The organism is Mesorhizobium qingshengii, assembly GCF_900103325.1.
GTDB classification, from domain to species: Bacteria; Pseudomonadota; Alphaproteobacteria; order Rhizobiales; family Rhizobiaceae; genus Mesorhizobium; species Mesorhizobium qingshengii.
The window spans coordinates 679,502-706,148 of the sequence record NZ_FMXM01000002.1 but is presented as its reverse complement, the minus strand read 5'-3'; the positions used below and the strand labels follow the sequence as shown (position 1 = coordinate 706,148).

The 26,647-nt window shown below is 63.1% G+C and carries 25 protein-coding genes and 1 riboswitch; of the genes, 22 read left to right on the top strand and 3 right to left on the bottom strand.

Translation table 11 applies throughout. The features are described from left to right. Positions 1-5: 5 nt before the first annotated feature. The 3 genes from cobW to BLS48_RS03505 all read right to left on the bottom strand — a co-directional run bounded on the left by cobW (position 6) and on the right by BLS48_RS03505 (position 2,942). Positions 6-1,043 carry a cobalamin biosynthesis protein CobW gene (gene cobW, locus BLS48_RS03515; protein ID WP_091575559.1) on the bottom strand — a complete coding sequence of 346 codons (1,038 nt, stop codon included), beginning with the start codon at positions 1,041-1,043 and terminating at the stop codon, positions 6-8. Next, complete coding sequence (locus tag BLS48_RS03510) at positions 1,040-1,468, bottom strand: DUF1636 family protein (RefSeq protein ID WP_091575670.1); 429 nt, start codon at positions 1,466-1,468, stop codon at positions 1,040-1,042. Before BLS48_RS03510 ends, cobW begins: the two co-directional genes overlap by 4 nt. A gap of 39 nt (positions 1,469-1,507) precedes the next feature. Further along, positions 1,508-1,713, bottom strand: a riboswitch (cobalamin riboswitch). Positions 1,714-1,742: 29 nt separating this feature from the next. Further along, the gene (locus BLS48_RS03505; RefSeq protein ID WP_091575558.1) at positions 1,743-2,942 is read right to left on the bottom strand and encodes a winged helix-turn-helix domain-containing protein; all 1,200 of its coding nucleotides are present in this window, start codon (positions 2,940-2,942) and stop codon (positions 1,743-1,745) included. 333 nt (positions 2,943-3,275) lie between these two features. On the opposite strand from BLS48_RS03505, the gene BLS48_RS03500 reads away from it, so the two are divergent. The 22 genes from BLS48_RS03500 (at position 3,276) to BLS48_RS03395 (ending at position 26,306) form a co-directional block, all read left to right on the top strand. Then, a complete protein-coding gene (locus BLS48_RS03500; protein ID WP_010910112.1) occupies positions 3,276-3,641 on the top strand; it encodes an NADH-quinone oxidoreductase subunit A in 366 nt (121 codons plus the stop codon). Beyond that, complete coding sequence (locus BLS48_RS03495) at positions 3,632-4,213, top strand: NuoB/complex I 20 kDa subunit family protein (RefSeq protein WP_091575557.1); 582 nt, start codon at positions 3,632-3,634, stop codon at positions 4,211-4,213. The genes BLS48_RS03500 and BLS48_RS03495 overlap by 10 nt, the downstream gene beginning before the upstream one ends. 4 nt (positions 4,214-4,217) lie before the next feature. After that, a complete protein-coding gene (locus BLS48_RS03490) occupies positions 4,218-4,823 on the top strand; it encodes an NADH-quinone oxidoreductase subunit C (protein WP_091575556.1) in 606 nt (201 codons plus the stop codon). Between the two features lie 9 nt (positions 4,824-4,832). Further along, on the top strand, positions 4,833-6,023 hold the full coding sequence (locus BLS48_RS03485; protein WP_091575555.1) for an NADH-quinone oxidoreductase subunit D: 1,191 nt from the start codon (positions 4,833-4,835) through the stop codon (positions 6,021-6,023). Further along, the gene (locus tag BLS48_RS03480; RefSeq protein WP_091575554.1) at positions 6,024-7,322 is read left to right on the top strand and encodes an NADH-quinone oxidoreductase subunit E; all 1,299 of its coding nucleotides are present in this window, start codon (positions 6,024-6,026) and stop codon (positions 7,320-7,322) included. A gap of 10 nt (positions 7,323-7,332) precedes the next feature. Further along, on the top strand, positions 7,333-8,637 hold the full coding sequence (nuoF, locus tag BLS48_RS03475) for an NADH-quinone oxidoreductase subunit NuoF (protein ID WP_091575553.1): 1,305 nt from the start codon (positions 7,333-7,335) through the stop codon (positions 8,635-8,637). 78 nt (positions 8,638-8,715) lie between these two features. After that, on the top strand, positions 8,716-9,411 hold the full coding sequence (locus BLS48_RS03470; RefSeq protein ID WP_091575669.1) for an NADH-quinone oxidoreductase subunit E: 696 nt from the start codon (positions 8,716-8,718) through the stop codon (positions 9,409-9,411). A 73-nt stretch (positions 9,412-9,484) separates the two neighbouring features. Then, positions 9,485-11,566 carry an NADH-quinone oxidoreductase subunit NuoG gene (gene nuoG / locus BLS48_RS03465; protein WP_091575552.1) on the top strand — a complete coding sequence of 694 codons (2,082 nt, stop codon included), beginning with the start codon at positions 9,485-9,487 and terminating at the stop codon, positions 11,564-11,566. Between the two features lie 2 nt (positions 11,567-11,568). Then, positions 11,569-12,612: an NADH-quinone oxidoreductase subunit NuoH gene (gene nuoH, locus BLS48_RS03460; RefSeq protein WP_091575551.1), complete on the top strand. Its 1,044-nt coding sequence runs from the start codon at positions 11,569-11,571 to the stop codon at positions 12,610-12,612. After that, positions 12,612-13,103, top strand: coding sequence for an NADH-quinone oxidoreductase subunit NuoI (gene nuoI / locus BLS48_RS03455; RefSeq protein ID WP_023812382.1), 492 nt, complete (start codon positions 12,612-12,614; stop codon positions 13,101-13,103). The genes nuoH and nuoI overlap by 1 nt, the downstream gene beginning before the upstream one ends. Before the next feature lie 127 nt (positions 13,104-13,230). Next, the gene (locus tag BLS48_RS03450) at positions 13,231-13,851 is read left to right on the top strand and encodes an NADH-quinone oxidoreductase subunit J (protein ID WP_091575550.1); all 621 of its coding nucleotides are present in this window, start codon (positions 13,231-13,233) and stop codon (positions 13,849-13,851) included. Position 13,852: 1 nt separating this feature from the next. Continuing rightward, positions 13,853-14,161 (top strand): NADH-quinone oxidoreductase subunit NuoK, encoded by a 309-nt coding sequence (nuoK, locus tag BLS48_RS03445; protein ID WP_091575549.1) that lies wholly within the window; start codon positions 13,853-13,855, stop codon positions 14,159-14,161. A 10-nt stretch (positions 14,162-14,171) separates the two neighbouring features. Further along, positions 14,172-16,145: an NADH-quinone oxidoreductase subunit L gene (gene nuoL, locus BLS48_RS03440; protein ID WP_091575548.1), complete on the top strand. Its 1,974-nt coding sequence runs from the start codon at positions 14,172-14,174 to the stop codon at positions 16,143-16,145. Further along, positions 16,145-17,650, top strand: a complete 1,506-nt coding sequence (locus tag BLS48_RS03435; RefSeq protein WP_091575547.1) for an NADH-quinone oxidoreductase subunit M — start codon at positions 16,145-16,147, stop codon at positions 17,648-17,650. The genes nuoL and BLS48_RS03435 overlap by 1 nt, the downstream gene beginning before the upstream one ends. An 18-nt stretch (positions 17,651-17,668) precedes the next feature. Beyond that, entirely contained in the window at positions 17,669-19,105 is a 1,437-nt protein-coding gene (gene nuoN / locus BLS48_RS03430) for an NADH-quinone oxidoreductase subunit NuoN (protein WP_091575546.1), read from the top strand. A 5-nt stretch (positions 19,106-19,110) separates the two neighbouring features. Next, positions 19,111-19,932 (top strand): biotin--[acetyl-CoA-carboxylase] ligase, encoded by an 822-nt coding sequence (locus tag BLS48_RS03425; RefSeq protein WP_091575545.1) that lies wholly within the window; start codon positions 19,111-19,113, stop codon positions 19,930-19,932. A gap of 34 nt (positions 19,933-19,966) precedes the next feature. Continuing rightward, a complete protein-coding gene (locus BLS48_RS03420; RefSeq protein ID WP_091575544.1) occupies positions 19,967-21,637 on the top strand; it encodes a ribonuclease J in 1,671 nt (556 codons plus the stop codon). Positions 21,638-21,688: 51 nt separating this feature from the next. After that, the gene (gene mce / locus BLS48_RS03415; RefSeq protein WP_091575543.1) at positions 21,689-22,093 is read left to right on the top strand and encodes a methylmalonyl-CoA epimerase; all 405 of its coding nucleotides are present in this window, start codon (positions 21,689-21,691) and stop codon (positions 22,091-22,093) included. Beyond that, entirely contained in the window at positions 22,090-22,374 is a 285-nt protein-coding gene (locus BLS48_RS03410; protein WP_091575542.1) for a DUF1467 family protein, read from the top strand. Before mce ends, BLS48_RS03410 begins: the two co-directional genes overlap by 4 nt. A gap of 631 nt (positions 22,375-23,005) precedes the next feature. Continuing rightward, complete coding sequence (gene proS, locus BLS48_RS03405; RefSeq protein ID WP_091575541.1) at positions 23,006-24,334, top strand: proline--tRNA ligase; 1,329 nt, start codon at positions 23,006-23,008, stop codon at positions 24,332-24,334. Next, a complete protein-coding gene (locus BLS48_RS03400; protein ID WP_091575540.1) occupies positions 24,331-25,617 on the top strand; it encodes a lipoprotein-releasing ABC transporter permease subunit in 1,287 nt (428 codons plus the stop codon). Before proS ends, BLS48_RS03400 begins: the two co-directional genes overlap by 4 nt. Further along, positions 25,614-26,306 carry an ABC transporter ATP-binding protein gene (locus BLS48_RS03395; RefSeq protein WP_208604575.1) on the top strand — a complete coding sequence of 231 codons (693 nt, stop codon included), beginning with the start codon at positions 25,614-25,616 and terminating at the stop codon, positions 26,304-26,306. The genes BLS48_RS03400 and BLS48_RS03395 overlap by 4 nt, the downstream gene beginning before the upstream one ends. Positions 26,307-26,647: the final 341 nt, after the last annotated feature.

Genomic DNA, 26,647 nt, shown 5'->3' with positions numbered 1-26,647 from the left:
TAAAATCAGCCGGCGAGGATACGCTCGATCGCCGGGCGGTTCAGCCCCTTCAGGCCAATGACGACGAGGCGAGAGCGGCGGTCGTCCGCTGCGGTCCAGGCGCGGTCATAGTAATGATTGACGCGCGGCCCGACGGCCTGCAGCAAAAGCCGCATCGGCTTGCCGCCGACCTCGACGAAGCCTTTTACACGCAGCACGTTTTCTTCCTCGGCTGCGGTGGCGACGCGTCTTGCCAGCTCTTCCGGGTTGGCGATCGAGGAAATATCGATGACGAAGCTGTCGAAGTCGTCATGCTCGTGGTCGAGCTCGTCGTCGTGGTGGGTCTTGCGGTTTTCGATGTCGTTCTCGACGGCGAGACCGAGGCCCAGCAGCACCGAGGGATCGACCTTGCCCTGCGAGGTCGGCACGATCTTCACGGCGCGGGCGATGTGCTCATTGATGATGGCATTGGCGCGGGCGGAGCCGGCGGCGTCCATCAGATCGCTCTTCGACAGGATGATGAGGTCGGCGCATGCGATCTGGTCCTCGAACACCTCCTCGACCGGGTCGTCGTGATCGAGCGTCCCATCCTGAGCGCGCTGCGCCTGAAGTGCGTCCATGTCGTTGGCGACGCGGCCTTCGGCCAGCGCCGGGCCGTCGACCACCGCGATAACGCCGTCGACGGTCACCCGGCTCTTCACAGTCGGCCACTGGAAGGCCTGGACCAGCGGCTTGGGCAGAGCGAGGCCGGAAGTCTCGATCAGGATATGGTCGACCTTCGGCGTCAGCGACAGGATCTGGTCGAGCGCGGGCACGAAATCATCGGCGACGGTGCAGCAGATGCAACCGTTGGCCAGCTCGACGATGTTTTCCTCCGGGCAAGTGTCGATGCCGCAACCCTTCAGGATCTCGCCGTCGATGCCGATGTCGCCGAACTCGTTGACGATGATGGCGATACGCTTGCCGCCGGCGTTTTCCAGGAGATGGCGGATCAGCGTCGTCTTGCCGGCGCCGAGGAAGCCGGTGACGACAGTGCAGGGAATACGGGAGACGGAGGCTGTCATATCTGGTCCTTCAGCATGTCGAGGGGAGGAATGCGGGCCACGAGGCCGCGCTTGAGCGAGTCGGGACGGCCCCGCCATGGGATGAGGCCATCCGTCGAGGTGGCGAAGAGCTTTGCGCCGGTGACGAGATCGGCGCCGCTGGTCGCGCTCAGGTCGCCGAAGACGTAGCTCCAGCAGCCGTCGCGCAGGATCGCAGCACTCAGCCGGCGCCTGCAATTGCCGAGGCATTCGACGCTGCGGATGCGGATATCTTCCCCAGAGGCGGCGCGGCGTGTGTCGTCCGCAAGCAATTCGCCGGCGCGGGGATGGGCGTCGGAACCGGTTTCGTCGCGACAGGAGGCGCAGACGATCACGGTAACGCCGGTCAAGGCGTCATCGGACAATACGTCCGCTGTCTCAGCCGAAAAACTGCTGTCGCGTTCCAAATCAGGCTCCTTGCCCGGAAAACCCGCCAGGCGATCGGATTCTTTATCTCTCAGACGGCAGGTCTCCTGGCTCGCGGGTCATCGCCTCGGTGCCGCCTTCCCGGGAACATCCCAGTGGTTTTCGGCCCAGGCTCGTCGCTTACAGTTGCGGGGACAGCCGCGGATTTGAAATCTTGCGATCCCGCACCGCATTCCCTCTTGGCTCCTCCCTTTGCCGAGAGGAGACCGTCTGGACCGGATTTAGGCTTGTAGGGACAGCCGTGTCAACGCACGTCTACGACGCGGCAATGTCGGCAAGTGGCTGTCCGAGGTCGCCTGCAGGCGTCACTTCCATGCGTTCGAGGCCCAGCCAGCCCTGCATCTGCTTCAATTCCTCGAACAGCTGGGAGGCGGTTTCGGCGGGTGCACTTGGCTCCGCATAGGCCGCATGGACACGCAATACGCTGGCAGGTCGGTCTGCCTTGAGGTCGACGCGGGCCACGATCCTGTCGCCGAGCAGGAAGGGCAGGACGTAATAGCCGTACTGGCGCTTATCGGCCGGCGTGTAGATTTCGATGCGATAGTGGAAATCGAACAATCGCTCCGAGCGCGACCGCTCGAAGACGACCGGATCGAACGGCGCCAGCAGAGCGCGTGCCTCGATTTTTCGAGGTATGCGTGCGTCCCTGTGAAGGTAAGCTGGCTTATCCCAGCCGTCGACACGCACCGGCACCAGCTCGCCGAGCTCGACCAGTTCCTCCAGCCGGCCTTTCATGTCGGCGGGCGACAGACGGAAATAGTCGCGCAAATCGCCTGACGTCGCGATGCCGTGGGCGCGGGCGGAAATGCGCAGCAATTCGCGGTGCGCGTCCTCGGCGGCTGGCACCGGCAGATCGAGGATCGCCTGCGGCAGCACGCGCTCCGGCAGGTCATAGAAACGCTCGAAGCCACGGCGGTGCGCCGTGGTGATGCGGCCGGCCCAGAACAGCCATTCGAAGGCATGCTTGGCATGGCTCCAGCCCCACCAGCCGCCCGAGCCTTTCTGGCCTTCCAGTGCCGAAGCGGCGATCGGGCCGCGCTCCACGACCGCGCGGTAGATCTCTTCGATATAGGCGGCGTGTTCGCGGCCCCATTTGGCCAGGCCCGAATACATCTCATCGCCGCGCTCGGCCCGCTGCATGCGCCAGCGCATCAGCGGGTACGTCTCGACCGGCAGGAACGAGGCCTCATGCGCCCAGTATTCGAACACGGTGCGCTTGCGCGTCACCGCGGCGTTGTCGAGCAAAGCGAGCGGGTAGGGGCCAAGGCGCGAATAAAGCGGCATATAATGAGCGCGCACCACGGCGCTGACGGAATCGATCTGCAGCAAGCCGGTGCGGGCAAGCACGCGGGTCAGATGCCGTCGATCAGGCGTGGCGGCCGGTCTGGCGTCGGCAAAACCCTGGGCGGCGAGTGCTATGCGCCTGGCCGTGGGAAGCGATATTTTTTCCTTCATGCTGATGCGACTCTAAACCGGGTTCGGGCGGGCAGGGGATCGTGATTCCGCGGGATGCTAGCAGGGTTTTGGCAGCATATATGTCAGGAGAGAAAAGTGGAGTAAAAAGTGAAGGAAATCAAACAGGAGCGGATCGGACCAGTTTCCCCGTATATGCCGTCCAGGTCATCGTTTTGAACAAGGTTTGACTTGCTTCGCCGGAAGTGCTGCGCTAACCCTCGCCGCGTTGCAGCATAGGCCCCTTAAAACGGTTCAGCGGTTAAACTGTCACGCTTCCGCAATAAGGTCCGGTGCTGTAATCAGAATGGATTGGCGCCAACGGAAAGCCGCTGCATGAACGCACTTCTCAGTTCGTACCTGCCCATCGTCCTGTTCATCGGCGTGGCGCTGGTTGTCGGCCTGGCGCTGCTGGCCGCACCCTTCCTGGTGGCCTACCGCAATCCCGATCCCGAAAAACTTTCCGCCTACGAGTGCGGCTTCAACTCGTTCGACGATGCCCGCATGAAGTTCGACATCCGTTTCTACCTGGTGTCGATCCTGTTCATCATCTTCGATCTGGAAGTGGCCTTCCTGTTTCCGTGGGCGGTATCATTCTCGAAGATCGGCATGCTCGGTTTTTGGTCGATGATGGTGTTCCTGGCAGTGCTGACCATCGGCTTTGCCTACGAATGGAAAAAAGGAGCGCTTGAATGGGATTGAACGACAGTTCCGGCACGCTCATCGCGCCGAAGCCCAAGGGCCTGATCGATCCCAACACCGGCAGGCCGGTGGGGGAGGACGATCCCTTCTTCCTCGAGATCAACAATGAGTTGGCCGACAAGGGCTTTCTCGTCACTTCTACCGAGGCGCTGATCACCTGGGCGCGCAGCGGTTCGCTGATGTTCATGACTTTCGGCCTTGCCTGCTGCGCGGTCGAGATGATCCACACCTCGATGCCGCGCTACGACTCGGAGCGGTTCGGCGTCGCGCCGCGCGCGTCTCCGCGTCAGTCCGATATCATGATCGTCGCCGGCACGCTGACCAACAAGATGGCGCCGGCGTTGCGCAAGGTCTACGATCAGATGCCGGAGCCGCGCTACGTCATCTCGATGGGCTCGTGCGCCAATGGCGGCGGCTACTACCACTATTCCTATTCGGTGGTGCGTGGCTGCGACCGCATCGTGCCGGTCGACATCTATGTGCCCGGCTGCCCGCCGAGCGCCGAAGCGCTGCTCTACGGCATTCTTCTCCTGCAGAAGAAGATCCGCCGCACCGGCACGATCGAACGGTAAATCCATGACCGCATCCCTGAGCGAACTGTCGACCTATCTCGGCGAGAAGCTGATCGGCCGCGTGAATGACGCTGATATCGCTTATGGCGAACTCACCGTCCATGTCGAGCCGCGCGATCTGGTCGAGGTGATGACCTTCCTGCGCGACGATGCGCGCTGCCAGTTCATCTCGATCATCGACGTCTGCGGCGCCGACTATCCGTCGCGGGCCAAGCGCTTCGACGTCGTCTATCACTTGTTGTCGCCGAAGCAGAACGTGCGCATCCGCGTCAAGGTGCAGGCCGACGAGGAGACGATGGTGCCGTCGATCACCGACGTCTATCCCGGCGCCGACTGGTTCGAGCGCGAGACCTACGATCTCTATGGCGTGCTGTTCTCGGGCCATCCCGACCTGCGCCGCCTGTTGACCGATTACGGTTTCGAAGGCCATCCGCTGCGCAAGGATTTCCCGCTGACCGGTTTCGTCGAAGTGCGCTACGACGACGAGGCCAAGCGCGTCATCTACGAGCCGGTCGAGCTCAAGCAGGAATTCCGCAATTTCGATTTTCTTTCCCCCTGGGAAGGCACCGACTACGTGCTGCCCGGGGACGAAAAAGCCAAGACGAATTGAGGCGCCAGAATGGCTGAAACCTCCGTCCGCAATTTCAACATCAATTTCGGCCCGCAACATCCGGCGGCGCACGGCGTTTTGCGCCTTGTGCTGGAGCTCGACGGCGAAGTCGTCGATCGCGTCGATCCGCATATCGGGCTGCTGCACCGCGGCACGGAAAAGCTGATCGAGGCCAAGACCTATCTGCAGGCCATACCTTATCTCGACCGGCTCGACTATTGCGCGCCGATGAACCAGGAGCATGCCTTCGCGCTCGCCGCCGAGCGCCTGCTCGGCATCGACGTGCCGAAGCGCGGCCAGCTGATCCGCGTGCTCTACTGCGAAATCGGCCGCATCATGTCGCACATCCTCAATGTGACGACGCAGGCGATGGACGTCGGCGCGCTGACGCCGCCGCTGTGGGGCTTCGTCGAACGCGAAAAGCTGATGGTGTTCTATGAGCGCGCCTCCGGCTCGCGCATGCATGCCGCCTATTTCCGTCCCGGCGGCGTCCACCAGGACCTGCCGCAGAAGCTGGTCGAGGACATCGGCAAGTGGATCGACCCGTTCCTGAAGTCGATCGACGATCTCGATGCGCTTTTGACCGGCAATCGCATCTTCAAGCAGCGCAATGTCGACATCGGCACGGTCTCCTTGGCCGACGCCTGGGCCTGGGGCTTTTCCGGCGTCATGGTGCGCGGTTCTGGCGCGCCCTGGGACCTGCGCAAGTCGCAGCCCTATGAATGCTATTCGGAAATGGACTTCGACATTCCGATCGGCAAGAATGGCGACTGCTACGACCGTTACCTCGTGCGCATGGAAGAGATGCGCCAGTCGGCGAAGATCATGCGCCAGTGCGTCGATCTCCTGCTCGGCAAGGAAAGCACCGGCCCGGTGTCGAACCTCGACGGCAAGGTGGTGCCGCCCAAGCGCCAGGCGATGAAGCGCTCGATGGAAGCGCTGATCCATCACTTCAAGCTCTACACCGAGGGCTACCGCGTGCCGGCCGGCGAGGTCTATGCTGCCGTCGAGGCGCCAAAGGGCGAGTTCGGCGTCTACCTGGTCTCCGACGGCTCCAACAAGCCCTATCGCTGCAAGCTGCGCGCACCCGGCTTCGCGCATCTGCAAGCTATGGATTTCCTCTGCCGCGGCCACATGCTGGCCGACGTCACCGCCGTTCTCGGCTCCCTCGACATCGTGTTTGGTGAGGTCGATCGCTAAATGTCAGTCCGCCGTCTCGCAGAAGCCAGCGTCCAGCCAGCATCCTTCGCCTTCAACCGGGCGAACGCGGCAGCGGCGAAGCAATGGATCAAGAAGTACCCGAAGGGCCGCGAACAGTCGGCGATCATCCCGCTTTTGATGCTGGCGCAGGAGCAGGAAGGCTGGGTGACGAAGGCGGCGATCGAGACGATTTCGGACATGCTCGGCATGCCTCGAATCCGTGGCCTCGAAGTCGCGACCTTCTACACGCAGTACCAGCTGAACCCGGTCGGCACGCGCGCGCACATCCAGGTCTGCGGGACCACGCCCTGCATGCTGCGCGGCTCCGAAGCGCTGATGGATGTGTGCCGCTCCAAGATCCATCACGACCAGTTCCACACCAACGACAAGGGCACCTTGTCGTGGGAAGAGGTCGAATGCCTCGGCGCCTGCGTCAACGCGCCGATGGTGATGATCTTCAAGGACACGTTCGAGGATCTGACGCCGGAACGGCTTGCCGAGATCATCGATCTCTACGAGTCCGGCAAGGGTGCCTCGGTGGCCCCGGGACCGCAGAACGGCCGCGCCGGCTCGGAGCCGGCCTCTGGCCTGACGACGCTCAAGAGCGAAAAGGCGATCCTCAAGTCGACCCGCGACAAGGAAGCCAAGGCAGCCACCAAGGCCGCCAAGGACGCGGCACCAGCTGCTGCCACCGCTCCGGCCGCTGCCGCACCGGCGGCGCAGGCATCGGCCGCCCCGGCGGCGCCTTCGAATGCCAGCAAGCCAAAGACCGATGCCCCTGAAACCAGCCCGGCCTTGAAGACACCCTCAAAGACCAAGGTCGCGCCGGCGGCTGAAAAGGCGGCGAGTGTGGCCGCACCGCTGCATTCGGCCGCCAATGCCAACACGGCCGCTCCAGAGGTCGAGCAGGTCTCCAAGCAGCGCAATGGTCCCAAGACCAAGGCCGAGCCTGCCGCTGCTTACAAGGCACCGGAAACCAAGGCGCCGGCCGCGAAGGCTGCCGCCAAACCGTCGCTGGAAGACAAGAACCGCCCGGCCGGCATCGCCAAACCGGCGCTGGTCGACGATCTCAAGCTAATCTCCGGCGTAGGCCCGAAGATCGAGAGCATCCTGCATACGCTAGGCATCTTCACCTTCGCGCAGGTCGCGTCGTGGAGGAAGGCCGAGCGCGAGTGGGTGGACGGCTACCTCTCTTTCCAAGGCCGTATCGAGCGCGACGACTGGGTCAAGCAGGCCAAGGCGCTCGCCAAGGGCGGTGTCGCCGAATACATCCGCGTCTTCGGCAAGAAGCCGGTCTGAGGGACGAAAAATGCTCCAGGACAAAGACCGTATCTTCACCAACATCTACGGCCTCTTCGACAAGTCGCTGGCCGGCGCGATGGCGCGCGGTGCCTGGGACAACACGCCCGGCATCGTTGCCAAGGGGCGCGACTGGATCGTCAACGAGATGAAGGCGTCTGGCCTGCGCGGACGCGGCGGCGCCGGCTTCCCGACCGGCCTGAAATGGTCGTTCATGCCCAAGCAGAGCGACGGCCGGCCGAGCTACCTCGTTATCAATGCCGACGAATCCGAGCCCGGCACCTGCAAGGACCGCGACATCCTGCGCAATGATCCGCACACGCTGGTCGAGGGTGCGCTGCTCGCCGGTTTCGCCATGGGCGCGATTGCCGCCTACATCTATGTGCGCGGCGAGTTCATCCGCGAGCGCGAGGCGTTGCAGCGGGCCATCGACGAGGCTTACGAAGCCAAGCTGATCGGCAAGAACAACACGTCCGGCTACGACTTCGACATCTACATGCATCACGGCGCCGGCGCTTATATCTGCGGTGAGGAGACGGCGCTGCTCGAAAGCCTGGAAGGCAAGAAGGGCCAGCCCCGGCTGAAGCCGCCATTCCCGGCCAATGTCGGCCTCTATGGCTGCCCGACCACCGTCAACAATGTTGAATCGATCGCGGTGGCGCCGACCATCCTGCGTCGCGGTGCTGCCTGGTTCTCGTCCTTCGGCCGGCCGAACAATGTCGGCACCAAGCTGTTCTGCGTCTCCGGCCACGTCAACAATCCGTGCACGGTCGAAGAGGCGATGTCGATCCCGTTCCGCGAACTGATCGAGACGCATTGCGGCGGCATTCGCGGCGGCTGGGACAATCTGCTCGCGGTCATTCCGGGTGGTGCCTCGGTGCCGCTGGTGCCGGCCGAGCAGATCATCGACACGCCGATGGATTTTGACGCGCTGCGCGACCTCAAGTCCGGCCTCGGCACGGCGGCTGTCATCGTTATGGATAAGTCGACCGATGTCGTTAAGGCGATCGCGCGGCTTTCCTACTTCTACAAGCATGAGAGCTGCGGCCAATGCACGCCGTGCCGCGAAGGCACCGGCTGGATGTGGCGGGTGATGGAGCGGCTGGTGCGCGGTGAGGCGCAGAAGCGCGAGATCGACATGCTGCTCGATGTCACCAAGCAGGTCGAAGGCCACACGATCTGTGCGCTGGGCGATGCGGCGGCATGGCCGATCCAGGGCCTGATGCGGCATTTCCGCGGCGAGGTGGAGCGTCGCATCGACGAGTTTTCGCGCAACGCGCATCGGGCCGAGCCGGTGATGGTGGCGGCGGAATAGAAGAATTTGTGAATGCGGGCGAAGGCCCGAAGCAAGAAAGCCGGGGCGGGCGAACGAACAAACGACCAGGAGATATCTATGGCGCCGTATTCGACACCCCACCCTTTGATGCCCAATTTGGACCAGCTCGAGAAGATGAACCAGGACCTGACCAGGATGATGCCGAAGGAGATGGCGAGCGCCGTCAACCTTCTTGCGCACCCTGTTGCTGGTGTCGCGGCCATGTCGGCGCTCGGCATTGGGCTCGCCAACCACGCTTTCGGCGTCTGGATGGGTGCGCTTTCGGGCGCGGCCGAAGCCTCGCAGCGACTGCTGCAGCCGATCGTCGACGACTTCGAGGCGCGCACCGAGCGCTTGTCGGAGACGGAAAGAAGTGCCTCCAAGGCGCGCGCGGCGACCAAGACCTTGATCGCCGAAGCCCAGTCCTTCGCGCAGGATGTGACCGACATGGTTGCCAGGGAAGCAGCCGACACGGCGCCAGTCGTCGATGCCGGCCCGACAGCGGGCGCGGTACCGGCCGGGTTGATGCCGGAGGATTTCAGGCAGCCCAAGGCCATGGACAAGCCGGCGAAGCCGTCGGACCTCAAGGCGATATCGGGCGTCGGCCCGAAGCTTGAGAAGGTGCTGAACGGCCTCGGCATCTGGACGTATGCCCAGATCGCTGCATGGACGCAGGAAGAGGTTGCTTGGGTCGAGGACTATCTGTCGCTTTCCGGCCGCATCGGCCGCGACGATTGGACTGCCCAAGCGGCGGCGCTCGCCGTCAAGAAGTGAATGAAATGCGGGACGCGGTTTCGATCGCGCCCGGAAAAAGAGATTGCGGGAAATCCGCAGGGGTTTGAGGCGAATGGCAAAGCTCAAGGTCGACGGGAAAGAGATCACTGTACCCGACCACTATACGCTGCTGCAGGCGGCCGAGGACGCAGGCGCGGAAGTGCCGCGCTTCTGCTTCCATGAGCGGCTGTCGATCGCTGGCAACTGCCGCATGTGCCTGATCGAGGTGAAGGGCGGGCCGCCCAAGCCGCAGGCATCCTGTGCCATGGGCGTGCGCGACTTGCGTCCCGGCCCGAATGGCGAGCCGCCGGAAATCTTCACCAACACGCCGATGGTCAAGAAGGCCCGCGAAGGCGTGATGGAATTCCTGCTCATCAACCATCCGCTGGATTGCCCGATCTGCGACCAGGGCGGCGAGTGCGACCTGCAGGACCAGGCGATGGCTTTCGGGGTCGATTCCTCGCGCTATCACGAGAACAAGCGCGCGGTCGAAGACAAGTATATCGGCCCGCTGGTCAAGACGGTGATGAACCGCTGCATTCATTGCACGCGTTGCGTCCGCTTCACCACCGAGGTCGCCGGCATCTCCGAGCTCGGCCTGATCGGCCGTGGCGAGGACGCCGAGATCACCACCTATCTCGAACAGGCGATGACCTCGGAGCTGCAGGGCAACGTCATCGACCTTTGCCCCGTCGGCGCGCTGACCTCCAAGCCCTTCGCCTTCCAGGCGCGGCCGTGGGAGCTGACCAAGACCGAATCCATCGACGTGATGGACGCCGTCGGTTCGGCGATCCGCGTCGACAGCAGAGGTCGCGAAGTGATGCGCATCCTGCCGCGCATCAACGAGCAGGTGAACGAGGAGTGGATTTCCGACAAGACCCGCTTCATCTGGGACGGCCTGCGCACGCAGCGCCTCGACCGCCCCTATGTGCGCAAGGATGGCAAGCTGGTTCCCGCGAGTTGGGCCGAGGCTTTTTCGGCGATCAAGGACGCGGTGTCGAAGGCGGCCCCCGACAAGGTCGGCGCCATATCTGGCGATCTCGCCGCGGTCGAGGAAATCTACGCGCTGAAGCTGCTGATGGCCTCGCTTGGTTCGAAGAACACCGACTGTCGCCAGGATGGCGCGGCGCTCGATCCGTCGCTCGGCCGGGCCAGCTACATCTTCAACCCGACCATCGAAGGCATCGAGCAGGCCGACGCGGTGCTGATCATCGGCGCCAATCCGCGCTATGAAGCCTCCGTGCTCAATGCCCGGATCCGCAAGCGCTGGCGGGTCGGCAACCTGCCGGTCGGCGTCATCGGCGATATCGGCGACACGCGCTACGAGTATGAACAGCTGGGTGCCGGGCCGGATTCGCTCAAGGATCTGGCCGACGGCAATGGCAAGTTCTTCCAGACGCTGAAGAAGGCGACGCATCCGCTGATCATCGTCGGCCAGGGCGCGTTGGCGCGCGCCGATGGCGCCGCCGTGCTCGGCCAGGCGGCGAAGCTTAGCACGGCCGTCAATGCCGCAAGGGCTGACTGGAACGGCTTTGCCGTGCTGCACAACGCGGCTGGGCGCGTTGGTGGTCTTGATCTCGGCTTCGTGCCGGGCGAGGGCGGCAAGAGCGTTGCCGGCATGCTGGGCGAGATGGACGTGCTGTTCCTGCTCGGCGCCGACGAGATCGACATGGGCAAGACCGGCGGCGCCTTCGTCGTCTATATCGGCACTCATGGCGACGCCGGCGCGCACCGCGCCAACGTCATCCTGCCGGGCGCTGCCTACACCGAAAAATCGGGCACTTATGTCAACACCGAAGGGCGCGTGCAGCAGACCAACCGCGCCGGCTTCGCACCCGGCGATGCCCGCGAAGACTGGGCGATCATCAGGGCGCTGTCGGATGTGCTGGGCAAGAAGCTGCCATTCGATTCGCTGCCGCAGCTGCGCGCCAAGCTCTACGGCGAGTATCCGCATCTGGCCCGCATCGATCAGGTCGCGGCCGGTAACGCCGAGGACATCGCCAGGGTGGCGAAGCTCGGCGGGCGGCTGAACAAGGGCACGTTCACCTCGCCGGTCAAGGATTTCTACCTGACCAACCCGATCGCGCGGGCATCGGCCGTGATGGCGGAATGCTCGGCGCTGGCCAAGAGCGGCTTCAAGCAGGCGGCGGAATAAGCATGGATACTTTCTTCTCCTTCTACGTGCTGCCGGCGCTGCTGATCCTTCTCAAGTCGGTCGTGCTGATTGTCGTGCTGCTGGTCTTCGTCGCCTACATCCTCTACGCCGACCGCAAGATATGGGCGGCGGTGCAACTGCGCCGCGGTCCCAACGTCGTCGGCCCCTGGGGCACGCTGCAAGCTTTCGCCGACCTGCTGAAGTTTGTCTTCAAGGAACCGATCATCCCGTCCGGCGCCAACAAGGGCGTCTTCCTGCTGGCACCGCTGGTGTCCGCGGTGCTGGCGATCTCGGCCTGGGCGGTCATTCCGGTCAGTCAGGGCTGGGCGATCGCCAACATCAATGTCGGCATCCTCTATGTCTTCGCCATCTCCTCGCTCGAGGTCTATGGCGTGATCATGGGCGGCTGGGCGTCCAATTCGAAATATCCATTCCTCGGCGCGCTGCGTTCCGCGGCGCAGATGGTGTCCTACGAAGTCTCGATCGGCTTCGTCATCGTCACGGTTCTGCTCACCGCCGGCTCGCTCAACCTGTCCGACATCGTGCTGTCGCAGCATGACGGGCTTGGCACGCGGCTTGGCCTGCCCAACACCTTCCTCGACTGGAACTGGCTGTCGCTGTTCCCGATGTTCGTCATCTTCTTCATCTCGGCGCTCGCCGAGACGAACCGGCCGCCCTTCGACCTGGTCGAAGCCGAATCGGAACTGGTCGCCGGCCACATGGTCGAATATTCGTCGACGCCGTTCCTGCTGTTCTTCCTCGGCGAGTATGTCGCCATCGTGCTGATGTGCGCGCTGGCCACCATCCTGTTCCTCGGTGGCTGGCTGCCGCCCTTCGACTTCGCGCCATTCACCTGGGTGCCCGGCGTCATCTGGTTCGTGCTGAAAGTCTGCTTCGTGTTCTTCGGCATTTCCATGGTGAAGGCATTCGTGCCGCGCTACCGCTACGACCAGCTGATGCGACTCGGCTGGAAAGTGTTCCTGCCGATCTCGCTGTTCATGGTGGTCGCCACCGCAGCCTTCCTCAAGATCACGGGGTTTGCGTGATGTCCGCTCTGTCCCAAGCCGCAAAATCGCTGCTGCTGCAGGATTTCGTCAGCGCCTTCTTCCTGTCGATGCGCCAGTTCTTCGCGCCGAAGGAGACGATCAACTATCCGCACGAGAAGGGGCCGACCAGTCCGCGCTTCCGTGGCGAGCACGCCTTGCGCCGCTATCCCAACGGCGAGGAACGCTGCATTGCCTGCAAGCTGTGCGAGGCGATCTGCCCGGCACAGGCGATCACCATCGAGGCGGGTCCGCGCCGCAATGATGGTACCCGCCGCACGGTGCGCTATGACATAGACATGGTGAAGTGCATCTATTGCGGCTTCTGCCAGGAAGCCTGCCCGGTCGACGCCATCGTCGAGGGGCCGAATTTCGAATTCGCGACGGAGACGCGCGAGGAACTTTACTACGACAAGGACAAGCTGTTGGCGAATGGCGACCGGTGGGAGCGCGAACTGGCGCGCAATATCTCGCTGGACTCGCCGTATCGCTGATATTTGACGCATGGACGGGGCGAGGGGCCTCGTCTAAGGACAACGCGGCTTGGAACCCCGAGGCGGGACCAGGCCAAAGAAGCGGACAGGGTGAGAGCCCGTCCGGACAGGAACCCGGGGGAACCCCATGTTGAGTGGACTAGAGGCGGCCTTTTTCTACCTCTTCGCCTTTATCGCGGTGGCGTCGGCGTTCATGGTCATTTCGTCGCGCAACCCGGTGCATTCGGTGCTGTTCCTGATCCTGACCTTCTTCAACGCCGCCGGCCTGTTCATGCTGACGGGCGCCGAGTTCCTGGCGATGATCCTGCTCGTCGTCTATGTCGGCGCGGTGATGGTGCTGTTCCTGTTCGTCGTCATGATGCTCGACGTCGACTTCGCCGAACTGAAGAGCGGCGCCCTGCAATACGCGCCGATCGGCGCGCTGGTCGGGCTGATCCTGGCGGCGGAGCTGATCGTCGTGCTCGGCGGCTATACATTCGCGCCGCAGCTCGCCTCGACGGTCTCGAAACCCATCCCGGATCTCGCAACGCGTTCGAACACGGCCGCACTCGGCGATATCCTCTATACGGACTACCTCTACTACTTCCAGATTTCGGGCCTCATCCTGCTGGTCGCCATGATCGGCGCCATCGTCTTGACGCTGCGCCACAAGGAAGGGGTCAAGCGGCAGTCGATCGCAGCCCAGGTCGGCCGTACGCCGGCGACCGGCATGGAAATCCGCAAGGTCAAGACGGGCGAGGGACTCTGAGATGGTTGTCGGCATCGCGCATTATCTGACCGTATCGGCGATCCTGTTCACGCTCGGCGTGTTCGGCATCTTCCTCAACCGCAAGAACGTCATCGTCATCCTGATGTCGATCGAGCTGATCCTGCTTGCGGTCAACATCAACTTCGTCGCCTTCTCGGCCTCGCTCGGCGATCTGGTCGGCCAGGTGTTCGCGCTGTTCGTGCTGACGGTCGCGGCGGCCGAGGCTGCCATCGGACTTGCCATTCTCGTCGTCTTCTTCCGCAACCGCGGCTCGATCGCGGTCGAAGACGTGAACATGATGAAGGGTTGACGGAACCACCATGTATCAGGCCATCGTCTTCCTTCCACTGCTCGGCTTCCTGATCGTCGGCCTGTTCGGCACGTCGCTCGGCGCCAAGGCGTCCGAATATATCACCTCCGGTTTCCTGGTGATTTCGGCGGTGCTGTCGTGGATCGCTTTCTTCACCGTCGGCTTCGGCCATGGCGAGGTGTTCACCGTGCCGGTGCTGCGCTGGATCCAGTCCGGCGGGCTCGAGGCATCCTGGGCGCTGAGGATCGACACACTGACGGTGGTGATGCTGGTGGTGGTCAACACCGTGTCGGCGCTGGTTCACATCTATTCGATCGGCTACATGCACCACGATCCGAACCGGCCGCGCTTCTTCGCCTATCTGTCGCTGTTCACCTTCGCCATGCTAATGCTGGTGACGGCTGACAATCTGGTGCAGATGTTCTTCGGCTGGGAAGGGGTGGGCCTCGCCTCCTACCTGCTGATCGGTTTCTGGTACAAGAAGCCGTCGGCCAATGCCGCCGCCATCAAGGCCTTCGTCGTCAACCGCGTCGGCGATTTCGGCTTCGCGCTTGGCATCTTCGGCCTCTTCGTGCTGTTCGGCTCGGTCAACCTCGGCACCATTTTCGCCAATGCAGCGACGTTCATCCCGGCCGAAGGCGCCCCGCAGGGCGCTGCCGTGCTGACCTTCCTCGGCCATGCGCTGGACAAGCAGGCGGCAATGACCGTCGTCTGCCTGCTGCTGTTCATGGGCGCGATGGGCAAGTCGGCGCAGGTGCCGCTGCACACCTGGCTGCCGGACGCCATGGAGGGCCCGACGCCGGTGTCCGCGCTGATCCATGCCGCCACCATGGTGACGGCCGGCGTGTTCATGCTGGCGCGCCTGTCGCCGCTGTTCGAGCTGTCGCATTCGGCGCTGACGGTCGTGACCTTCATCGGCGCCTTCACCGCCTTCTTCGCGGCGACCGTCGGTCTCGTCCAGAACGACATCAAGCGCGTCATCGCCTATTCGACCTGCTCGCAGCTCGGCTACATGTTCGTCGCGCTCGGCGTCGGCGCCTATGGTGCCGCGATCTTCCACCTGTTCACGCATGCCTTCTTCAAGGCGCTGCTGTTCCTCGGCTCGGGCTCGGTGATCCATGCCGTCTCCGACGAGCAGGACATGCGCAAGATGGGCGGCCTGCGGAAGCTGATCCCGACCACCTACTGGATGATGGTGATCGGCACGCTGGCACTGACCGGCGTCGGCATTCCGGTGACGGTCATCGGCACCGCCGGCTTCTTCTCCAAGGATGCCATCATCGAGAGCGCCTTCGCCGGCCACAATTCGGTTGCCGGCCTCGCCTTCGTGGCCCTGGTCATCGCCGCCTGCTTCACCTCCTTCTACTCCTGGCGGCTGATCTTCATGACCTTCCACGGCAAGCCGCGGGCAAGCCACGAGGTGATGCACCATGTCCATGAATCGCCGCCGGTGATGCTGGTGCCGCTGTTCATCCTGGCCGCCGGCGCGCTGTTTGCCGGCATCATCTTCCACGGCGCCTTCATCGGCGAGGGCTATGCCGAATTCTGGAAGGCGTCGCTGTTCATGCTGCCGGACAACCACATCCTGCACGAGATCCACGAATTGCCGCTGTGGGTCGAGCTGTCCCCCTTCATCGCCATGCTGATTGGCTTCGCGCTGGCCTGGAAGTTCTACATCCGCTCGCCGGAAATGCCGGTGAACCTTGCGGCGCAGCATCGCGGGCTCTACGCCTTCCTGCTCAACAAATGGTATTTCGACGAGCTCTACGACTTCCTGTTCGTGCGGCCCGCCAAGCGCCTCGGTCATTTCCTGTGGAAGACCGGCGACGGCACCGTCATTGACGGACTTGGTCCGGATGGCATTTCGGCACGTGTCGTCGATGTCACCAACCGCGTCGTCAAGCTGCAGACCGGCTACCTTTACCACTATGCCTTCGCCATGCTGATCGGCGTTGCCGCACTCGTCACCTGGATGATGCTCTGATGACCGCTTGGCCAATCCTCTCGCTGGTCACCTTCCTGCCGCTGGTTGGTGTGCTGCTCATCCTGTTCATCAATGATGACAGTGAAAACGCGCGCCGCAACATCCGCGCCATCGCGCTGCTGACGACGACGTTCACGTTCATCATCTCGCTGTTCATCTGGACCGGCTTCGACAATTCGCAGTCCGGCTTCCAGTTCGTCGAGAAGGTCGCCTGGCTCGATTCCGGCATCTCCTATCACATGGGCGTCGACGGCATTTCCATGCTGTTCGTCATCCTGACGACGTTCCTGATGCCGCTCTGCATCCTGGCGTCGTGGGAATCGATCGAGAAGCGCGTCAAGGCCTACATGATCGCCTTCCTGCTGCTCGAGACGCTGATGATCGGCGTGTTCTGCGCGCTGGATATCGTGCTGTTCTATGTCTTCTTCGAAGCCGGCCTGATCCCGATGTTCATCATCATCGGCGTCTGGGGTGGCAAGCGGCGCGTCTATGCCTCGTTCAAGTTCTTCCTCTATACGCTGGCCGGCTCGGTGCTGATGCTGCTCGCCATCATGGCGATGTTCTATCAGTCCGGCACGACGGACATCCCGACGCTGTTGACGCACAACTTCCCGGCCAACATGCAGACATGGCTGTGGCTCGCTTTCTTCGCTTCCTTCGCGGTGAAGATGCCGATGTGGCCGGTGCACACCTGGCTGCCCGACGCGCACGTCGAAGCGCCGACCGCCGGTTCGGTCATCCTGGCGGCCATCCTCTTGAAGATGGGCGGGTACGGTTTCCTACGCTTCTCGCTGCCGATGTTCCCGCTGGCTTCCGAAATGTTCGCGCCGCTGGTCTTCGCGCTGTCGGTCGTCGCCATCATCTACACCTCGCTGGTGGCGCTCATGCAGGAGGACATGAAGAAGCTGATCGCCTATTCGTCGGTGGCCCATATGGGCTTCGTCACCATGGGCATCTTCGCCATGAACCAGGAAGGCGTGCAGGGCGCCATCTTCCAGATGCTCAGCCACGGCCTCGTCTCCGGCGCGCTGTTCCTGTGCGTCGGCGTCATCTACGACCGCATGCATACGCGTGAGATCGCCGCCTATGGTGGCTTGGTCAACAACATGCCGAAATACGCCACCGTGTTCCTGATCTTCACCATGGCCAATGTCGGTCTGCCCGGCACCAGCGGCTTCATCGGCGAGTTCCTGACCATGCTCGGCGTATTCCGGGTCAACACCTGGGTGGCGTTCTTCGCCGCCACCGGCGTCATCCTGTCGGCCGCCTACGCGTTGTGGCTCTATCGCCGGGTGATCTTCGGCGCCTTGACCAAGGACAGCCTGAAGGGCCTGCTCGACCTGTCGACGCGCGAGAAGGTCATCATCTATCCGCTGGTCGTGCTGGTCATCTTCTTCGGCGTCTATCCCGCACCGGTCTTCGACGCGACGGCCGAATCGGTCAAGTCGCTCGTCACCAATGTCACTGCATCCATCGGCGCCGCGCAGACCGCGGCGGCGAACTGACCAGGGGTTTTGCGAACCATGACGCCGGACCTTCTCTCCAGCCTGTCGCTTTCGACGCCAGAGCTGATCCTTGCCATCGGCGCGCTGGCGCTGCTGATGGTCGGTGCCTATTCGCGCGCCAACACCGCCAACACCGTGACCGGCCTTGCCGTCGCCGTGCTGGTGATCGCTGGCGCCTGGCTGATCTTTTCCACGGGGCAGGGCAGCGCCTATGGCAACGCCTTCATCCAGGATTCCTTCGCCCGTTTCATGAAGGTGCTGGCCCTGATCGGCTCGGCTGTAACGCTGGTCATGTCGATGCGCTTTGCCAAGACGGAGCATTTCGACAAGTTCGAATATCCGGTGCTGATCCTGCTTTGCACGCTCGGCATGATGCTGATGATTTCGGCCAATGGCATGATCGGGCTCTATCTCGGCCTCGAACTGCAATCGCTGGCGATCTATGTGCTGGCGGCGATCAACCGCGACAATCTGCGTTCGACCGAGGCCGGCCTGAAGTATTTCGTTCTCGGCGCGCTGTCGTCGGGCATGCTGCTCTATGGCATCAGCCTGATCTATGGTTACACCGGCAACACCGGTTTCCAGGAGATCGCCACGGCGCTGGGCAGCGGCGAGCGCCAGCTTGGTCTCGTCTTCGGCCTCGTCTTCGTGCTGGCCGGCCTTGCCTTCAAGATCTCGGCGGTGCCGTTCCATATGTGGACGCCCGACGTCTATGAGGGCGCGCCGACGCCGGTGACGGCCTTCCTGGCGGCGGCACCCAAGATGGCGGCGATGGCACTGATGGTGCGCGTCACCATGGGGGCGTTCAAGCCGATCGCCGCCGACTGGCAGCAGATCATCGTCTTCATTTCGATCGCGTCGATGGCGCTCGGCGCATTCGCCGCCATCGGCCAGACCAACATCAAGCGGCTGATGGCCTATTCCTCCATCGGCCATATGGGCTACGCGCTGGTCGGTCTTGCCGCCAACAGCCAGGCCGGCGTGCGTGGCGTTGCCATCTACATGCTGATCTACCTGGTGATGACGCTCGGCACTTTCGCCTTCATCCTCGCCATGCGGCGCAAGGAAGGCAATGTCGAGCAGATCAGCGATCTGGCCGGTCTGTCGTCGACCAATCCGATCATGGCGACGATCCTCACCATCCTGATGTTCTCGCTGGCCGGCATTCCGCCGCTCGCCGGCTTCTGGGGGAAATGGTACGTGTTCCTCGCCGCCATCAACGCCAACCTCTACGCGCTGGCGATCATCGGCGTGCTGGCCTCGGTGGTGGGCGCCTATTACTATCTGCGCATCATCAAGATCATGTGGTTCGACGAACCGGTCGGCGGCTTCGTGCCGATGGCCAGTGAACTGCGCCTCGTGCTCGGCGTCTCCGGCGCCTTCGTGCTGTTCTACGTGCTGATCGGCGGTCCGATCGGCACCTATGCCGAAGCCGCCGCCAAGACCTTTTTCTAGCCGGCATGGGATTTCGGCTGGCTCCTACCTCGGCGTCGGAAGGGTTCCGGCTCGAGGCGCATGACAGCGTCGGCTCCACCAATGCGTTGGCGCTGGACCACGCCCGGGCGGGCGACTCGGGCAAATTGTGGGTCGTTTCCAAGAAGCAGGAAAGCGGGCGCGGCCGCCGCGGCCGTGTGTGGGCGACGCCCGAAGGCAATCTGGCGGCGACGCTGCTTGTCATCACCAGTGCCGAGCTTCGCCTTGCCGCGACGCTCGGCTTTGTCGCCGGCCTGGCGCTTGCCGATGCGCTCGACGCCGTCGTCCCGAAGGGCCGGATCACCATCGGCCTCGACGGTGCAAGCGCGGGCAAAAACCGGTTCGAGCTGAAGTGGCCGAATGACGTGCTTGCCTCGGGCGCCAAGCTGGCCGGCATCCTGCTGGAATCGGCGATACTGGAAGGCGGCCGCTTCGCGGTGGCGGTTGGCATCGGCGTCAATGTTGTGGCTTATCCCGAGGATTTGCCTTATCCCGCGACTTCGCTCAATGCATTGGGCGCGACATGCGATGCCGAAACGCTGTTCCTGGCGCTATCGGATGCCTGGAGCGAGAATGCCAGGCTGTGGGATGAGGGGCGCGGACTTGCCGCCGTCAGGCGACGCTGGCTGGCTCGGGCGGCGGGGCTCGGCGGCGAGGTTGCTGTCAGAATTGACGGTAATGTGGTGCGTGGGGTGTTTGAAACCATTGACGAGGACTGCCGTTTCGTGATCCGCGACGATGAAGGTTCGGTTCTGACGATCGCCGCCGGCGACGTGCATTTCGGCGCGGTCGCGTCTGCCCGGATCTAACGGGCTTGGCCTGAGGGCCAGGAAGGAAAAAATCATGGCGAAAGCGGAAAACGCCGAACTCGTCTTCGTGCCGCTCGGCGGCGTCGGCGAGATCGGTATGAACTTCGCTCTCTACGGCTACGGCCCGCCGAGCGCGCGCGAGTGGATCGTCATCGATGTCGGCGTGACCTTTCCCGATGCCAGCCTGCCTGGCGTCGACCTGGTGCTGCCCGACACGCGTTTCATCGAGGAGAATCTCGCCAATCTGCGCGGCATCATCATCACCCATGCGCACGAAGACCACTATGGCGCGTTGCTCGACACCTGGCCGAAGCTGAAGGCGCCGGTGTGGATGACACCGTTCAGCGCCGGTTTGCTGGAAGCCAAGCGGCAGGGCGAGCAGGGTGCGCCGAAGATCCCGCTGACGATCTATCGGGGAGGGGAGAAATTCACCGTCGGTCCTTTCGAGATCGAAGCCATTCCTGTCGCGCACTCGATCCCCGAGCCGATGTCGCTGGCGATCACCACGCCTGCCGGCACTGTCATCCACACCGGCGACTGGAAGATCGATCCGGAACCGACGATCGGTCCGAAGACCGACGAGGCGCGCTTCCGCGCCTATGGCGACAAGGGCGTCCTGGCGCTGATCTGCGATTCGACCAATGCGATGAGGGAAGGCGATTCGCCTTCGGAAGTGGCCGTCGGCGAAGGCCTCAAGGGCGTCATCCAGGCCGCCAAGGGCCGTGTCGCCGTCACCACATTCTCCTCCAATGTCGGGCGCATTGTCTCCATTGCCAAGGCGGCGCGCGATGCTGGCCGCCAGTGCCTGGTGCTTGGCCGCTCGCTGAAGCGGGTCATCGACGTGGCCGACGAGCTCGGCTACATGGACGGGCTGCCGGAGTTCATCGCCGAAGAGGATTTCGGCTTCATCCCGCGCGAAAACCTCGTCATCATCTGCACCGGCAGCCAGGGCGAGCCGCTGGCGGCCCTTGCCAAGCTGTCACGCGACGAGATGAAATCGGTGTCGCTGACGGCTGGCGACACGGTGGTGTTTTCCTCGCGCACCATTCCCGGCAACGAGAAGGCGATCCTCGAGATCAAGAACCGGCTGATCGATCTCGGCATCAAGATCATCGAGGACGGCGACGCATTGGTGCATGTCTCCGGCCATCCGCGCCGCAGCGAATTGCGCAAGATGTATGAGTGGGTGCGACCGCAGATCGGCGTGCCGGTGCATGGCGAAGCCGCGCATCTGGTGGCGCAGGGCTCGCTGATGTCGACCTCAGGCATAGGCCAGGTGGCGCAGGTGCGCGACGGCGACATGCTGAGGCTTGCGCCTGGCCCTGCCACCATCATCGACCAGGTGCCGTTCGGCCGTATCTACAAGGACGGCAGGCTGATCGGCACCGACCAGGCGATGGGCATTCGCGACCGGCGCAAGCTCTCCTTCGCCGGCCATGTCGCGGTCAATGTCGTGCTTGACGAGAAGTACGAGCTCGCCGGCGATCCCGATCTGGTGGCCATTGGCGTCGCCGAGGCCGACGCCGGCGGCGAGACGCTCGAGGACCTGATGATCGATGCGGCAATCGGCGCGGTGGACTCGATCCCCCGTCAGCGCCGAAAAGACCTCGACCTCGTGCAAGAAGCCGTACGGCGCGCGGTGCGCGGTGCGGCCAACGAAGCCTGGGGCAAGAAACCACTGGTGACGGTGTTCGTCACGAGGTGAGGCACAGGGGAGTAGGCCCTGCTCCTCCCCCGACTTTCCACGGAGCACCCTATGCTCGGACGCCTGAATCATGTCGCGCTTGCCGTGCCGGACCTGGCCGCGGCCGTTGCCGCCTATCGCAATACGCTCGGCGCCGAAGTGACCGAACCGCAGGCGCTGCCGGAGCACGGCGTCACCGTGGTTTTCGTCAATGTCGGCAACACCAAGATCGAGCTTCTCGAGCCGTTGGGCGAGGGCTCGCCGATCGCCGCCTTCCTCGACAAGAACCCTGCCGGCGGCATGCATCATCTTTGCTACGAGGTCGCCGATATCCTGGCCGCGCGCGATCAACTCAAGGCTTCCGGCGCCCGTGTGCTGGGCGACGGCAATCCGAAGACCGGTGCCCATGGCAAGCCGGTGTTGTTTCTGCACCCGAAGGATTTCTTCGGCACGCTGATCGAACTGGAGCAATCATGAGCTGGGTTTCGTTCACCGCGCTGTTTTTCGCGACCTGGTGGGTGGTGCTGTTTGCCGTGCTGCCGTTCAGCATCAGGACGCAGGATGAGGATCACGACGTGACGCTGGGCACGGTTCCAAGCGCGCCGCGCGGCCCCCATATGCTGCGCGCGGTCGTGCGCACCACCATCGCCACGGCGGTTCTGATGGGCATTTTCTACGGCCTGACGCATGGGCTGGGATACAGCCTCAACGACATCCCGCACATCGTGCCGGACTTCGGCCAGACTCCCTCGAAATAGACCGCCCGGCAACGGCCTTTCGGCCCGCGGAACCAATGCATTCTCTCTCGCGAAGCGACAGCGCGTCTCACGCCAGATGGCTGCTGACGCAAGGTAAAGTGGCTTGGCAACTCGTTGCGCTAAGCAGATGATTGCACAAAAAAAATGCAAGGCACGAGGCCTTGCAATTTAAACGCGTCCGATCTGTTTCCGGTTTCCGGCGGCAGCGAGTAACCGCGCCTAGATCGCATCCTCCCAAGACTTTGACCGCGTAGGAGAGCAGATTTTTTTCTACCCTCTCGGTTATCAGGGCACATTAGCCTAACGCGAATGAAAATGTCACGAAGAATTTTGCCTTGAAACGGGCATTCTCGTGCTGCACTGCACAATAGTGCGGCAGGCGTTGCTTGGGAAACGGCCAGTAAGATGTGCAAGGCAATCGCGGCGCCTTGGATCGCCGGGCATCCACTGGACGCGATGGGCGCTGCAACCCTTTTGACCCCAGGCGTCGTGTTATTCTGAAAATTGATTTTCCGATTTTCGGGCCGATGCGTCCGGGTTTCCATTCCGTCATGAAATGGCTATGAAGCCGGGGCAAGCAGCCTGCGTCGCGCCGATTCCGGCGGGGCCATCCTCTCTCACGGAACAGTCCATGCGTTTGTCGCGCTATTTCCTGCCTATACTCAAAGAAAATCCGCGAGAGGCCGAAATTGTCTCGCACCGGCTGATGCTTCGCGCAGGCATGATCCGCCAGCAGGGGCAAGGCAGTTTTTCGTGGCTGCCACTCGGCAAGCGGGTGCTGGACAAGGTCTGCCGCATCATCCGCGAGGAGCAGAACCGCGCCGGTGCGCTGGAAATCCTGATGCCGACCATTCAATCGGCCGATCTGTGGCGCGAAAGCGGTCGCTATGACGACTATGGCAAGGAGATGCTGCGCATCAAGGATCGCCAGGATCGCGACATGCTTTACGGTCCGACCAATGAGGAAGTGGTCACCGAGATCGTCCGCGCCTACGTGAAATCCTACAAGGACCTGCCGCTCAATCTCTACCACATCCAGTGGAAGTTCCGCGACGAAGTGCGGCCGCGCTTCGGTGTCATGCGCAGCAGAGAATTCCTGATGAAGGACGCCTATTCCTTCGATCTCGACTTCGAGGGAGCAAAGGCGGCCTATAACCGCATGTTCGTGTCCTATCTCAGGACTTTCACGCGCATGGGGCTGCAGGCGATTCCGATGCGGGCCGACACGGGGCCGATCGGCGGCGATCTCAGCCACGAATTCATCATCCTCGCCGACACCGGCGAGAGCCAGGTCTTCTGCCATCGCGATTATCTTTCGCTCGATGTGCCCGGCGAGAATACCGACTTCGCCAACGACGCCGAGATCGGCGACATCGTCAAGACGTGGACGACGCCCTACGCCGCCACCGACGAGATGCATGACGAGGCGGCCTGGGAAAAGATCGGCGAAAACGACAAGGTTTCGGCGCGCGGCATCGAGGTCGGCCACATCTTCCATTTCGGCGACAAATATTCCAAGCCGATGGGAGCCAAGGTGACCGGGCCCGACGGCAAGGATCATTTCGTTTCCGGGGGCTCCTACGGCATTGGGCCGTCGCGGCTGGTGGCGGCGATCATCGAAGCCAGCCATGACGATAACGGCATCATATGGCCGGAAGCGGTGGCGCCGTTCGACATCGGGCTGATCAACATGAAGGCGGGCGACGCCGAGTGCGACCGCGTCTGCGACGAACTGCATGCCGCTTTCGTCGCCGCCGGCAAGGACGTGCTCTACGACGACACCGACCAGCGGCCTGGCGGCAAGTTCGCGACCGCCGATCTGATCGGCCTGCCGTGGCAAGTGATCGTCGGGCCGCGCGGCGTCGCCGCCGGCGAGATCGAGATCAAGAATCGCAAGACCGGCGAGCGCGAAACGCTGCCGGTCGCCGCCGCGAAAAAGCGCTTCGGTGTCGCCGCATGAGCGAGGCGGTGGCGGCAAGATCGGCGGGCGCCGGACCCTTTTCCATCTTCGAGCGCATGGTTGCATGGCGCTATCTGCGCTCGCGGCGTAAGGAGACGGTGATTTCGGTGATCGCCTCGATCTCCTTCCTCGGCATCATGCTGGGAGTCGCCACGCTGATCGTGGTCATGGCGGTGATGAACGGCTTCAGGGCGGAACTGTTGACGCGCATCCTCGGCGTCAACGGCCATCTGATCGTGCAGCCGCTCGATTCGCCGCTTGAGGACTATGCGCAGGTCGCCGGCCGCATCAACGGCGTGCCCGGCGTCAAATACGCTATCCCGCTGATCGACGGCCAGGTGCTGGCGCAAGGCAATGTCGGTGGCGGCACTGGCGCGCTGGTGCGCGGCATACGCGGCGAGGATCTGGGCAAGATCGCCATCGTGGCCGGCAACATCAAGCAGGGTTCGATCGCCGGTTTCGATACGGGCGAGGGCGTCGCCATCGGCAAGCGCATGGCCGAGAATCTCGGCCTGGCGCTCGGCGACACCATCACCTTGATATCGCCCGACGGCGACGTTACGCCGCTCGGCACGACGCCGCGCATGAAGGGCTATCCGATCACCGCGATCTTCGAAGTCGGCATGTCGGAGTATGACAGTTCGATCGTCTACATGCCGTTCTCGGAGGCGCAGCTCTATTTCAACATGGACGGCCGGGCGCAGACGATCGAGATCTATGTCGACAATCCCGACAACGTCGACGCGCTGAAGCCGAAGGTAGAGGAGGCGGCGCAGCGGCCGATCGACCTCGTCGACTGGCGCCAGCGCAACGAGACCTTCTTTTCCGCCCTGCAGGTCGAGCGCAACGTCATGTTCATGATCCTGACGCTGATCGTGCTGGTGGCGGCGCTCAACATCATCTCCGGCCTGATCATGCTGGTGAAGGACAAGGGGCACGACATCGCCATCCTGCGCACCATGGGCGCTACCCGAGGGGCCATCCTGCGCATCTTCCTGATGACGGGGGCTGCGATCGGCGTGACAGGCACGCTCGCCGGCGTTCTGCTGGGCATCGTCATCTGCACCAATATCGAATCCATCCGCCAGTTCTTCTCGTGGATGACCGGCAAGGTGCTGTTCAACCCGGAGCTGTACTTCCTCAGCCAGTTGCCGGCGAAGATGGATCCACGCGAGACCACCTATGTCGTCATCATGGCGCTCGGGTTGTCTTTCCTGGCAACGGTGTTTCCGGCGTGGCGGGCCGCCCGGCTCGATCCCGTCGAAGCCTTGAGGTATGAGTGATGGCCGAGGCCATTATCGAGCTGAAGAGCGTTGAGCGGCACTACGTCCAGGGTCCGCGCAAGCTCACCATTCTCAACGGCGCCGATTTCTCGCTGAAGCGCGGCGAGATGGTGGCGCTGGTGGCGCCGTCCGGTAGCGGCAAGTCGACGCTGCTGCATACTGCGGGCCTGCTGGAGCGCCCCGACGCTGGCGACGTGATTCTGGCCGGTCGTGCCTGCGGCCGGCTCTCCGACGACGAACGCACGTCGATCCGTCGCAACGATGTCGGTTTCGTCTACCAGTTCCATCACCTGCTGCCGGAATTCTCGGCGTTGGAAAACATCATGATGCCGCAGCTGATCAAAGGGCTGCCGCGCAAGGAGGCAGCCGAGCGCGCGGCGCAGCTGCTCGACTACATGCAGATCGGCAAGCGCGCGTCGCACCGGCCATCCGAACTCTCCGGTGGCGAGCAGCAACGCGTTGCCATCGCGCGTGCGGTTGCCAACGCACCGCTGGTGCTGCTGGCCGACGAGCCGACCGGCAATCTCGACCCGGTCACCGCCTCCTATGTGTTCGATGCGCTGGGCGCACTGGTCAAGCAATCGGGCCTCGCGGCGCTGATCGCCACACACAATCACGAACTGGCATCGCGCATGGACCGGCGGGTCACGCTCGCCGACGGCAAGGTCGTGCCCCTCGGCTCGGGCTGATCTTCAATCTCGACATAGCCTGGCAGGCTCACCGATAGTCCGCCACCGGGGCGTGTTTGCGCTCCACCATGTGCTCGCCGCACGCCCGTCAACCTTTCCTTAACCCTGCCGATCTGATCGACCGGAAATTCCGGATGCGGCCGGACCCTGGTCGTTGACAATAGCACAAAATTAGAACAAACTGAGAACATATCAACAACAGGAGAGAGTTATGACCGATCTGGTTCAGGATGTCGTCTCGCTGGTCTGCATGAGCACCTTTCTCATTTCCATGGCGATCTGGATCGGAGCCATGTGAGCTGGCGGCATCAGCCGCTGCTGTTGCTGCGCAATTCAGGAAA